The organism is Rhodococcus sp. NPDC059234, assembly GCF_042754225.1.
GTDB lineage: Bacteria > Actinomycetota > Actinomycetes > Mycobacteriales > Mycobacteriaceae > Rhodococcus_G.
Genome location: NZ_JBHZAH010000014.1, coordinates 50,977 through 61,885 on the forward strand (window position 1 = coordinate 50,977; position 10,909 = coordinate 61,885).

Sequence of the window (10,909 nt, forward strand, 5' to 3'; positions counted from 1 at the left end):
TAACCCTGAGGTGACGGGCAACACGGCCGGTCCGGGTGCGGCGACGGGTCAGTGCAGCGCCTTGAGGCCGATGACGCAGCCGACGATGCCGAGGATGAGCAGGATCTTCACGATCGACGACGACTCGGAGCCGGTGATCATCGCGTAGGCGACAGTGAGAGAGGCGCCGATCCCGACCCAGACCGCATACGAGGTGCCGATGGGAAGGGTGCGCATGGCGTAGGCGAGCCCGCCCATGCTGATCACGAGGGCGACGCCGAACACGATCGAGGGGACCAGCTTCGAGAAGCCCTCGGACTTGCCGAGTGCGGTGGCCCAGACGGCCTCGAAGATTCCGGATATGACGAGCACAATCCATGCCATGGTGTGATTCTCCCAAGGCACCGTCTTGTCGCTGGCCGGGTACGGTGCTGCTCGTCCGGGTGTCGTATTGACGTCTTTACCGTAGCAAACGACGTGTCCCGGCCACGGGTGTGTTCGGTCACCCTCGGTCGGAGATGCCGAGTGCTAGCGCTGCGGTGCGCGCGAGATCTGAACGATCGCAAGCCGATTGCCCAGGCCGCCGGGATAGGGCGAGATGCGCAGGCGCGACAGCGCCCACTCGTCCTCGCCCGCCCGAAGCCGAACCTGCGCATCGACGGGCTCGGTGGACCCCGCCTCGAATCGCGAGCGGGCCAGTTCCAGCACGCCCTGATCGTCCGGGTGGATGATCCGGTCGCCGCCCTCGATACCGCGCCAGTGCACCCAGGGGGCGGGCTCCGCCAACCACATGGTCAGCAGGCCCAGTTCGGTCTCGAACAGTGCGGTGTAGATCCCCGCCCCGCGCATCACCTCTTGCATGCCGAGTTCGGCGAGCGTGGGTCGGCGCGGTTCCACCGTGTCGGTGACGTCGTGCCAGAGCAGCCGCAGGCCGGTCTGCCCCGGTTCGGTTCTGGCCCTGGCCCAGCAGTGCCACCGCATGATCCGGCCGTCCGCGTGCAGCACGCTCATGTCGGCGTCCCACCGTGCGCCCGGCTGGGGGTTGAAGGCCAGCGCGAACAGCGACTCCGACTCGTCGAACTTCACCGCCTTGGCGTAGTACTCGGCGGGCGTCCGTTCGGTGACGTGATCCTCCGGGAGGACGCCGGACATCATCGAGGCCTCGAGGGTCTGTGCGATCATGAGTCGTTCGAGCAGCCAGGAGATTCCGGACGCGATCCGCGGCGCGGTCGGCTCGACCCCGGCGTCTCCGATCCACAGCTGGACGCCGTGGGCTTCCCCGGACGGACCGAGGACCGGGAACGCCTCGAGGCGGTACCGCCGGCGTTCGCCCCGATGGCTCTGCGCCTCCAGGACTTCTCGACGCCGGCCGGACCGCACGGCCTCGACCAGCGGTTCGACCCGGACGTCGGGGCGGGGCGACAGTCGGCCGGTCGAGGTCCACGCGCGCACGGTTCCGCCGGTGCTGACCACGGTCGGCGAGTCCTCGGCCAACGTCTCGATCAGGTGCCATTCGTTCACGGTGTGTCGACGCTCCCGGTCATCGCGATCGGACCCGGAGGGTGAAGCCGCGTGGCTTGAGGGTGACCGCTTCCTGGACGTCGAGAGTGTACGTCGGATCGGCCTCGAACTCGTACCGGCGCAGCAGATCCGCCAGCGTCAGCACCGCCTCGTGCAGCGCGAACTGGCGTCCGATACAGGACCGGGGGCCGGTCCCGAACGGCCGGTACGCGTCGCGCGGACGCTTGCGTACCTGCTCGGGCAGGAACCGGTCCGGATCGAACGTTTCGGTGTCGTTGCCCCACACCGGGTCTCGATGCAGCTGCGGCAGCAGCACGAACACCCACGAACCGAGCGGCATCGGGTACCGGCCGCCGAGCACCGTGTCGACCCGGACCTTGCGGAAGTAGCCCGGCGCCGCCGGCCACAGTCGCAGGGTTTCGTCGACGACCCGGCGCAGGTGCCGCATTTTCCCGACCTGGTCGAACGAGAGGGGACCGTCGCCGGGTGCCACGTCGTCGATCTCCGCGCGAGCGGTCGCCGCGATCTCGGGGTGCTTTGTGAGGTAGTAGAGGGCGAATCCGAGTGTCCCCGCGGTGGTCTCGTTCCCGGCGACCAGGAAGGTGATCACCTGGTTGCGGATGTTCACCGGGTCGAGCGATTCCCCGCTGTCCGGATCGACGGTGCCCAGCATCAGGTCGAGGAGGTCGTCGTGACCGCCCGGGTTGCGACTGCGTTCGGCGATCACGTCGTCGACGACCGAGCGCATCAGCGCGATGTCCGCCCGGTGCTGGGAGGCGGCCTTGCGGCCGAACAGCTTACGCACGAACGGCAGGTCGTTGGAGGTGCGGTTGACGTGTTCGAGTGCCCGCGACATGGCCGTCACGAACGGATCTTCCGACTTCGTGAACGAGCCGAAGTCGTATCCGAACCCGGCGAGTCCGATCACGTCGAGGGTGAGCCGGTTCATGTCCCGAGCGACGTCGACCGGGAGGCCGGTCTCCGCGGCGCCGTCCCACGCGGACCGGAGGCCGTCGAGGGCCCGGAGCATCGAGCCGTGATAGCCGCGCAGCGCCGCCTGGCTGAAGCCGGGGTTCAGGATGTTGTGGGCCTTCGCCCAGTTCGGCTCGTTGTTGAACGCGGTGAACAGTCCGTCCTCCGCGATGCCGCGGAGTTTCCGGATCGGCTGGCCGAGGGACTTCGCCCAGGTGGACTCGTCGTTGACCTCGGAGACCAGGTCGACCCCGGAGACGACGACGAGGCGCTGATTGACGATCTTGCGTTCGAAGATGGGACCCAGCGCGGCGGCCATCCGCATTTCCTTCTGCACCGGCTTGGCGGGGTCGACGCTCAGCAGATCGCCTAGCACCGGCAGGCGGTGGCGTGGCTTCGGGATGGCGACCCTCGGCCCGATGGGCGTGGCAGGCACCGGGGCGGCCGCGGGGGACAGCCCTGAGGTGGCGTGCGGGCACTTGTCGGAAGTCACACCCAGAGTGTGCCGCATCGGCGGATGCGTCGAACCCCGATGTCGGCAGGTGATCGACAGGTGGTCGTCCGCCGGGCGAATCCCTGGTGGGACCGCCCGGCGGACGCTTCGCGATCCGGACCCCTCGCGGATGCGTGAACACCCGATCCCGGATCGAGTCGGAGGACGGCACGAACCGGACACCGGACGGTGGGCGTCCGGTGCGGTGACCGTCGAGGTCGGTGCGCTCGAAGACGAACAGGTTGAGCCACACCGCGAGTGCTGCGTCCGGTTCCGACGTCGACAGGAACCGGGGAACTCCCGGGGAGGGAGCGCAGGTTAACCCTAGCGCACGGACCGGCGACCGACTCACAGGAAGCTCCCAGCAAACCATCAGGCGGAGTCCAGCACGCGCGGTGATGATGAGGACGTGAGTGCCAACCGAACCGAGGCCCGTGTCCTGATCGTCGACGACGAACCCAACATCGTCGAACTGCTGTCCGTGAGCCTGCGATTCCAGGGGTTCGAGGTCGAGGTCGCCGGCAACGGACCGGAAGGGCTCGACAAGGCCCGCGCCTTCCGGCCGGACGCGATGATCCTCGACGTGATGATGCCGGGCATGGACGGCTTCGGTCTGCTTCGTCGTCTTCGTGCGGACGGCGTCGACGCGCCGGTGCTGTTCCTGACCGCCAAGGATGCGGTCGAGGACAAGGTCACCGGGCTCACCCTCGGCGCCGACGACTACGTCACCAAACCGTTCAGCCTCGAGGAGGTCGTTGCGCGACTGCGGGTGATCCTGCGCCGCGTCTCGCGGGATCCGGACGCCGCCGAGCCGTCCCGGATCCGGTTCGCGGACCTCGAACTCGACGACGACACGCACGAGGTGTGGAAGGGCGGCGATCCGGTCTCGCTCTCGCCGACCGAGTTCACCCTGCTGCGGTACTTCATGGTCAACGCCGGTGTGGTGCTGAGCAAGCCACGGATCCTCGACCACGTGTGGCACTACGACTTCGGCGGGGAGGTCGGGGTGGTCGAGTCGTACGTGTCGTACCTGCGTCGCAAGGTCGACACCGGCGACAGGCGGTTGATCCACACGCTGCGCGGGGTCGGCTACGTGATGCGCGAGCCGAGGTAGCCGCGGTGCGCCGCCTCCACCGGATGCCGCTGCGCTTCACCCTGGTCGCCGCGCTCCTCGTGCTCGCCGCGCTCGGCCTGACCGCATCCGGGATCGCGGTGACCTCCGCGATGAAGAACTCGCTGATCGCGCGCACGGACACGTCCCTGCGCGAGGCCGCGCACGGCTGGGCCAAGCCTCGCGAGGGCAGGCCGCTGCCGCCGCCACCGACCACCGAACCCGGACCGGCCCGTCCGCCGAGCCCGTTCTACGTCCGCAGCGAGACGCCCGACGGCGCCACCCGGCTGGTGATCAACGACCTGTCGGGTGTCGAGCCGGAGCTGCCCGCGAACCCCGGCCCCGACCCGGTCACCGTCGGGTCGATCGGCCACCCCGACGAACACTGGCGGGCGCTGACCGTCACCACGCCGAACGGGACCGTCACCGTCGCGATGCGACTGGCGGACATCGACCTGACCGTGGAGCGGCTGATCGGCCTGCAGGTCGGCATCGGGGTGGCGGTGCTCGTCGCGCTCGGCGTGGCCGGTTACTTCGTGGTGCGGCGCAGCCTGCGGCCGCTCGCGGAGGTCGAGAAGACCGCCGCCGCGATCGCTGCGGGCCGGCTGCACCAGCGAATCCCGGTGCGCGAGGACCGGACCGAGGTCGGCAGGCTGACCGTCGCGCTGAACGGCATGCTCGCGCAGATTCAGACCGCGTTCGCCGCGACCGAGGCCTCCGAGGAATCCGCCCGCCGGTCCGAGGAGAGGATGCGTCGCTTCGTCGCGGACGCCAGCCACGAGCTGCGTACCCCGTTGACGACGATCCGAGGCTTCGCCGAGTTGTACCGGCAGGGTGCGATGACCGACACCGAACTGGTGATGTCGCGGATCGAGGGCGAGGCATCCCGGATGGGGCTGCTCGTCGAGGACCTGTTGATGCTGGCCCGGCTCGACGCCCAGCGTCCGCTCGAGCGGAAACCGGTGGATCTGCTCGCGGTGGCCTCCGACACGGTGCACGACGCGCGGGCCGTCGCGCCGGACCGTGACATCAGCCTCGAGGTCGTGGACGGTCCCGGCTTCCCCGAGGTGCTCGGGGACGACGCGCGGCTGCGGCAGGTGCTCTCGAACCTGGTGAGCAACGCCCTCGGGCACACCCCGGCGGACGCGGCGGTCACGGTGCGGGTCGGCACGGTCGGCGCCGATGCCTTGCTCGAGGTCGCCGACACCGGGCCAGGGCTGGGGCCGGAGGAGCGCGAGCGGGTCTTCGAACGGTTCTATCGCGGGGACTCCTCTCGGACCCGGGGATCCGGCGGCACCGGGCTGGGGCTCTCGATCGTGGCGGCGCTCGTGGCCGCGCACGAGGGCACCGTGACGGTGGCGTCCGAACCGGGCGCCGGCACGGTGTTCCGGGTGCGGCTGCCGCGAATCGACCCGGGCTGACCCGTCTCCGGCCGCCGAGCGGGATCGGACGGCATCACCGTTGTGTGAAGCCGTCCCGATGTGGTCGCCGAACGGCTCGTCGCGTTCTCGGACGGATTCGCGGAAACCGGCAGTGGCGGAGCGCAACTGGAATCCGTATCCCTCCCTGGTGTGGCGGGAGACCCCGTCGAAGACGGTGCTGACCATCGTCGAGTTGGCCACGCCCTGGGCCAGCAACGTGCTGTTGAGCGCGAGCTTGACCTTCATCAGCTGGTTGATCGGCATCATCGCGATCCGGCCGACCAGATCCCTCGGTCTGGGCATCCAGTTCCTCGGGGGGAGCGGACTCGACAGCGAGGCCCCAGTCGACGGCCTGCCGCCGATGCAGTCGCCGGTGAGCAGCAGTCGTTGGACGTGATCCGCGCGATGCGACCGGTCACCTCGTAGGTCAGCGTCTTGTACTCGACCTGCTGTGCGGCCGTGTCCATCTCGCGCCCGGCGAACAGGGAGTCGTCGCCCTCGTCCCAGCCCTCGCGCCACGCCGCCGGGCGGGTGCCGGCGTGGTCGCTCACGAGCCGACCTTCGGTGTGGCGCGGGCGATGATCGCCGCGGTGTCCACGCCGGTCGGGAGGGTTCCGAGGACGCTGCCCCAGTCGCCCGACAGTCGGCTGACGCAGAACGCGTCGGCCACCGCGGGGTGCCCGTGCCGGACGAGCAGCGACCCCTGCAGTGCGAGCGCCATGTCGCCCACGATCCGGCGGGCCCGGTGCGCCGCCGTCTCGAGGTCGCCGAAGCTCGCCTTCAGCGTGGCCACCGCGGCGTCCAAGCGAGCGTCGGCGCCGGCCGCGGTGTCGAGTTCGTCGAAGAAGACCTGCAGGGTCTCGGGCTGTTTCGCGATCGCCCGCAAGGTGTCGAGGGCGGCCACGTTGCCGGAGCCCTCCCACACCGACAACAGGGGAGCCTCCCGGTAGAGCCGCGGCATCCGCGAGTCCTCGACGTATCCGTTGCCGCCCAGGCATTCCAGTGCCTCCGCCGCGTGGATCGGACCGCGCTTGCACACGAAGTACTTGCTGACCGCGAGGGAGATCCGGCGCAGTGCGATCGCACGCCCGTCGCCCGCCGTCGCGCGATCGGTGAGCGCTGCCAGCCACAGGGCGACCGTGGTCGATGCCTCGGATTCCACCGCGAGGTCCGCGAACACGTTCCTCATCAGCGGCTGGTCGACCAGGTGGGCGCCGAAGGCGACGCGGTGAGTCGCGTGGTGCGCGGCCTGCGCCGTGCCGACCCTCATCCCCGTCGCGGTGCCGATGGTGCAGTCGAGCCGGGTCATGTTGACCATCTCGATGATGGTGGGCACGCCGCGCCCCTCCTCGCCGACCAGCCAGGCGACGGCCTCGTCGTACTCGACCTCGCCGCTCGCGTTGGAATGGTTGCCGAGCTTGCCCTTGAGACGTTGCAGGTGCATCCGGTTGTGGCTGCCGTCCGGCAGGACGCGGGGGAGGAAGAAGCAGGAGAGTCCGCCGGGTGCCTGCGCGAGGACCAGAAACACGTCCGACATCGGCGCGGAGGTGAACCACTTGTGACCGGTGAGGAGGTAGCTGCCGTCGGCCTGCGGGACGGCCCGGGTGGTACCCGCCCGGACGTCGGAGCCGCCCTGCTTCTCGGTCATGGACATGCCCGCGATCAGACCGGGCTTGGTCAGCGGCGGTGCGAGCCGCGGTTCGTAGACGCGGGCCGTCAGCAACGGCTCGTACTGCGCGGCGAGCTCCGGGTTGTGGCGCAGGGCCGGGACAACCGCATACGTCATCGAGATCGGGCAGCCGTGTCCGGCGTCGACCTGGCCCCACACCGCCATCTTGGCGGCCCGGACGAGGTGCGAGTGCGGGCTCGGGTCCGCCCACGGTGCGCCGTGCAGGCCCATCTCGACTGCCGTGGTCATCAGCCGGTGGTAGGCGGGGTCGTATTCGACCTCGTCGATCCGATGTCCGTAGCGGTCGTGGGTGCGCAGGATCGGTGGGTGCGCCTCGGCGAGGTCGCCCCAGTCCTGGGCCTCCTTGCTGCCCGCGAGTCGGCCGACGCGGTGCAGCTCGTCGAGCTCGGCGTGCGCACCCACGCGCTGCAGCGCCTCGAGGATCGGCGGATGGTCGGCCGCGTCGTAGTCGACCAGCGGGGGTACCTGGTTGAAGACCTCGTGGGTGGCACTCATGTCGGACTCCCTAGCGATCGAAGGGTGAAGGTCAGAATGGTGGGAACGACTGTGTCGTCGGCGTGGCCGCGGGCCAACGGCAGGACAAGCGCCTCGCCGATCGCGCCGACGATGCAGGCGGCGGTGACCGTTGCATCCTGAGCGGGTATCTCCCCGGCGTCCGCGGCCTCGGCGATTGCGACGGCCAGCGAGTCGCGGAAGGACTCGCGGAACAGGAGTCGCTCGGCGTCGACCTGCGGGTCGACGGGTTCGATGAGCAACGCGTAGGCGAGGGTCGGGGCGCGCAGCGCCCGGTCGGCGAAGGTCTGCACCGAGGCCGAGACCGCGGTGATGCAGCGGCCGCCGTCGGCGCGCGCGGCGCTTGCGGCGTTCGTCGCCGCGGCCACCTCGCGGCTGCACACGATCCGGAAGACCTCGGCGAACAGCTCGCCCTTGTTCGAGAAGTGCCGATAGACCGTGCCGGTGCCGACGCCCGCGTCGGCCGCGACCGCCGACATCGAGCAGCCGCCGTACCCGTGCTGGGCCACCAGCCCGATCGCGGAATCGATGAGTCTGGTTCGCATCGAGTTGAGCCGTTCCTGGACGGCCGGGGTGCGTCGGTACGCCATGCCCAAGGAGTGAACACCGATTCCGTTCTTTGGTCAATGGTGATGTGCGGCTGTCGTCGGAGATCCGGCAGCGGCCGGTCATTACCTGCACACACTCGACATAGGGGCGAGTACGGTGAGACTCGAGCTGGGTCGGGGGACCGGTATCACGCGTGAGGAGTCACGTCATGCGCCACTTGGACTTTCGTCGCTCGTCCCGGTTCGTCCGGATCGCCGTGTCCGCGGGGGTTCTCGCCCTGCCGTTCGGCTCGGCCGCGGTGGCGGCGGCAAGCCCGCCCGCGCCGGCGACCACCGCCTTCCAGGTGCCGGTGGCTTTCACCTCGGGGTGCTTCAGCGTTCTGATGTGCAACTTCCCGTTGCCGGTGTCGCTGGTACCGACCGCGTCGACGGGGTCGGTGCCCGGCGTCGTGACCTTCGGGGCGGTGCTGCCGCAGCTCCTGTCCGGTCTCGACTGTCTCGACGTGACGGTGCACTGGCTGAACCTGGCCACCGGGGCGTCCGGGACCGCGCTGGTCCGTGCCCACACGGAACTCGGCCAGGGCAGACCGATCCCGCCCGAGGAGTGGTGTGCCTACCCCCCGGTCGCCGTGACCACCGGTGGCGGCACGATCGCCGCGACCGCCGATGTCGGAGCGTCCGCGCACGCCGGATGGTTCCAGGTGCCGATCGGTCTCGGGTTCGGAACCTTCCCGGTTCCGTAGCGCCGCCGGGCGGGCAGCCGCACCGTGAGTCCTCCCGGCCCGGTGGCGGGCCGGAAGGACGCGCGGCTGCTAGGTCAGGATCGATTCGTGCGCGACGCGGTCGAAGGTCGGCAGAGGCCCGCCGCCGCGCAGCGTCTCGGCGATCCGCGGATCGGCCAGGTGCAGACGCCCGATCGCGGCCAGGTCGAATTCGCCCGTGCCGATGCGTCGTTCGAGCTCGTCGATATTGTCGACGCTCTCCACGGTGCCGCCGGCGAGCCTGCCGTCGCGCAGCGACTTGCCGAGCCCGACGCAGCCGACGCCCATGGTGATCGCGCCGGTGGTCTTCTTGGCCCAGCCGGCCAGCGAGAGATCACTGCCCTCGAACGCGGGGGCGTCGAACCGGCGCGAGCTCGCGTCCAGGACGTCGACACCCGCATCGACGAGCGCGGACAGGATGGTGCCGAGGTCCTCGGGGTTGTCCGCGAGCCGAGCGGTGAAGTCCTGCTGCTTGTGCTGCGAGAAGCGGTACACGATCGGCAGGTCGTCGCCGATCGCCCCGCGGATGGCGCGCACGACCGCGACGGGGAACGCGGTGCGGCGCAGCAGGTCTCCGCCCCATGCGTCGTCGCGACGGTTGGTGGAGGCCCACAGGAACGAGTCGAGCAGGTAGCCGTGACCGCCGTGGACCGCGATGCCGTCGAAGCCGAGTTCGACGGACGTCCGGGCGGCGTCGGCGAAGGCGGCGACGACGTCGGCGATGTCCGACTCGGTCATCGCGCGGGTCGGCGTCACGGCCCGGTCCACGTAGTCCTGCGAGTAGGACGTCACGCCCGGGTCGCCCCAGACCCCGGACGGGCGCATCGGCGTGGTCTCGGGGACGTCGCGCATCGCGCCGAACAGCGGCCCGACGTGCCAGAGTTGCGGGATGATTCGGCCGCCGGCCTCGTGCACCGAATCCACCACACGGCGCCAGCTGTCCCGGGCCGCCGGGGCGTGCAGGTTCGGCACGTCCGGATGGTCGACGGCGCCCGGGTGATCGATGCCGACGCCCTCGGTGACGATCAGACCCGTGCCGCCCTCGGCCCGCCGTCGGTAGTAGCCGGCGACCTCCTCGGTCGGCACGCCGCCCGGGGAGAAGGTCCGGGTCATGGGGGACATGACGATTCGGTTCGGCAGCTCGAGCCCACGAATGCGGATCGGCCGGTGGAGCGGGGATTCGGTGGTGGCCACGGTGGTGCTCACAACTCCTCGATGAAGGACCAGAAGCCGGGCGTCGCGTCGACGCGCTGGCGGGTCAGCTTGCGGTAACTGATGAACCACCGACCGTCCACCTTGCGGTAGTTCTCGTGGTAGTGGCCGTAGCCGTGCAGGTGGTGCTCGACGTCGCCTTCGGACCACCAGAGCTTGTCCTCCATCGACCAGATGCCGGTGGCGGTGGTCGGCGAGGTCACCGTGATCTCCGGGCAGTGCCCGTGGTGCACCGTGGTCACCCGAACCGGTCCGTCGAGGAGCCGGCTGATCGCCCGGGTCAGCGCGACGCCGCCCACGACGCGGTTCGACTCGCCGTCGGCGGCGGGCTGCTTGGCGGTGGGGAGTCCGCCCCACGTCTCGCTGACGATGTCGTCGGTGTGGAAGGACGCGTACAGGTCCCACTGCTTGGTGTCCATCACGCGGAGCCTGCCCGCGAAGACGCGCTTGATGGCTTCGATGTCGTCGGCGAGGACGGCGGCGGTTTCGACGGAATTCGGGCCCGGTGGGGTCACTGTTCCTCCTGGTCGTCGGGTGCGAGCGCGGCGCGGGGCCGGCCGAGGCCGCGAGGTCACGACGGCCCACCCGTCACCACCCAAGCGTGTCGACGACCCCGGAGGGAGTCGATTCCCGGTTAGCGGGACATCGGATCGAACGCACGCGAACCCCGCACCCTGGCGGTGCGGGG

Annotated in this window: 10 protein-coding genes, 1 pseudogene and 1 riboswitch; of the genes and pseudogenes, 3 read left to right on the plus strand and 8 right to left on the minus strand. The window is 70.1% G+C overall.

Annotated elements, in window-relative coordinates; translation table 11 throughout:
- Positions 1-48 precede the first annotated feature (48 nt).
- The 3 genes from ACFXGJ_RS05190 to ACFXGJ_RS05200 all read right to left on the minus strand — a co-directional run bounded on the left by ACFXGJ_RS05190 (position 49) and on the right by ACFXGJ_RS05200 (position 2,965).
- The gene (locus ACFXGJ_RS05190; RefSeq protein ID WP_378617166.1) at positions 49-363 is read right to left on the minus strand and encodes a DMT family transporter; all 315 of its coding nucleotides are present in this window, start codon (positions 361-363) and stop codon (positions 49-51) included.
- Positions 364-377: 14 nt separating this feature from the next.
- Positions 378-443: riboswitch (guanidine-III (ykkC-III) riboswitch) on the minus strand.
- A gap of 64 nt (positions 444-507) precedes the next feature.
- Positions 508-1,500 carry a GAF domain-containing protein gene (locus tag ACFXGJ_RS05195; protein WP_378617168.1) on the minus strand — a complete coding sequence of 331 codons (993 nt, stop codon included), beginning with the start codon at positions 1,498-1,500 and terminating at the stop codon, positions 508-510.
- Positions 1,501-1,519: 19 nt separating this feature from the next.
- Positions 1,520-2,965 (minus strand): cytochrome P450, encoded by a 1,446-nt coding sequence (locus tag ACFXGJ_RS05200; RefSeq protein WP_378617170.1) that lies wholly within the window; start codon positions 2,963-2,965, stop codon positions 1,520-1,522.
- Between the two features lie 409 nt (positions 2,966-3,374).
- Here ACFXGJ_RS05200 and ACFXGJ_RS05205 point away from each other — a divergent pair, with 409 nt between their 5' ends.
- Together ACFXGJ_RS05205 and ACFXGJ_RS05210 are read left to right on the plus strand one after the other, a co-directional pair.
- Positions 3,375-4,079, plus strand: a complete 705-nt coding sequence (locus ACFXGJ_RS05205) for a response regulator transcription factor (RefSeq protein WP_378617172.1) — start codon at positions 3,375-3,377, stop codon at positions 4,077-4,079.
- 23 nt (positions 4,080-4,102) lie between these two features.
- The gene (locus ACFXGJ_RS05210) at positions 4,103-5,497 is read left to right on the plus strand and encodes a sensor histidine kinase (protein ID WP_378617186.1); all 1,395 of its coding nucleotides are present in this window, start codon (positions 4,103-4,105) and stop codon (positions 5,495-5,497) included.
- A gap of 45 nt (positions 5,498-5,542) precedes the next feature.
- On the opposite strand, the pseudogene ACFXGJ_RS05215 reads toward ACFXGJ_RS05210, so the two are convergent.
- From ACFXGJ_RS05215 to ACFXGJ_RS05225, 3 genes and pseudogenes are all read right to left on the minus strand, one after another.
- Positions 5,543-5,887 (minus strand): annotated as a pseudogene (locus ACFXGJ_RS05215) (enoyl-CoA hydratase); the annotation flags it as partial.
- Positions 5,888-6,044: 157 nt separating this feature from the next.
- A complete protein-coding gene (locus tag ACFXGJ_RS05220; protein ID WP_378617174.1) occupies positions 6,045-7,682 on the minus strand; it encodes an acyl-CoA dehydrogenase family protein in 1,638 nt (545 codons plus the stop codon).
- Positions 7,679-8,290 carry a TetR/AcrR family transcriptional regulator gene (locus ACFXGJ_RS05225; protein ID WP_378617176.1) on the minus strand — a complete coding sequence of 204 codons (612 nt, stop codon included), beginning with the start codon at positions 8,288-8,290 and terminating at the stop codon, positions 7,679-7,681. Before ACFXGJ_RS05225 ends, ACFXGJ_RS05220 begins: the two co-directional genes overlap by 4 nt.
- A 167-nt stretch (positions 8,291-8,457) precedes the next feature.
- Here ACFXGJ_RS05225 and ACFXGJ_RS05230 point away from each other — a divergent pair, with 167 nt between their 5' ends.
- Positions 8,458-8,991, plus strand: a complete 534-nt coding sequence (locus ACFXGJ_RS05230; RefSeq protein ID WP_378617178.1) for a hypothetical protein — start codon at positions 8,458-8,460, stop codon at positions 8,989-8,991.
- A 69-nt stretch (positions 8,992-9,060) separates the two neighbouring features.
- On the opposite strand, the gene ACFXGJ_RS05235 is transcribed toward ACFXGJ_RS05230, so the two are convergent.
- Positions 9,061-10,215, minus strand: coding sequence for a 12-oxophytodienoate reductase (locus ACFXGJ_RS05235; RefSeq protein WP_378617180.1), 1,155 nt, complete (start codon positions 10,213-10,215; stop codon positions 9,061-9,063).
- A complete protein-coding gene (locus tag ACFXGJ_RS05240) occupies positions 10,212-10,736 on the minus strand; it encodes a nuclear transport factor 2 family protein (protein ID WP_378617182.1) in 525 nt (174 codons plus the stop codon). The genes ACFXGJ_RS05235 and ACFXGJ_RS05240 overlap by 4 nt, the downstream gene beginning before the upstream one ends.
- Positions 10,737-10,909 lie beyond the last annotated feature (173 nt).

What these genes read in the sequence shown, in the direction of transcription:
- ACFXGJ_RS05190 (WP_378617166.1), bottom strand. Translation starts at nt 363, where the DNA reads ATGGCATGGATTGTGCTCGTCATATCCGGAATCTTCGAGGCCGTCTGG.
- ACFXGJ_RS05210 (WP_378617186.1), top strand. Translation starts at nt 4,103, where the DNA reads ATGCCGCTGCGCTTCACCCTGGTCGCCGCGCTCCTCGTGCTCGCCGCG.
- ACFXGJ_RS05230 (WP_378617178.1), top strand. Translation starts at nt 8,458, where the DNA reads ATGCGCCACTTGGACTTTCGTCGCTCGTCCCGGTTCGTCCGGATCGCC.
- ACFXGJ_RS05220 (WP_378617174.1), bottom strand. Translation starts at nt 7,682, where the DNA reads ATGAGTGCCACCCACGAGGTCTTCAACCAGGTACCCCCGCTGGTCGAC.
- ACFXGJ_RS05225 (WP_378617176.1), bottom strand. Translation starts at nt 8,290, where the DNA reads ATGGCGTACCGACGCACCCCGGCCGTCCAGGAACGGCTCAACTCGATG.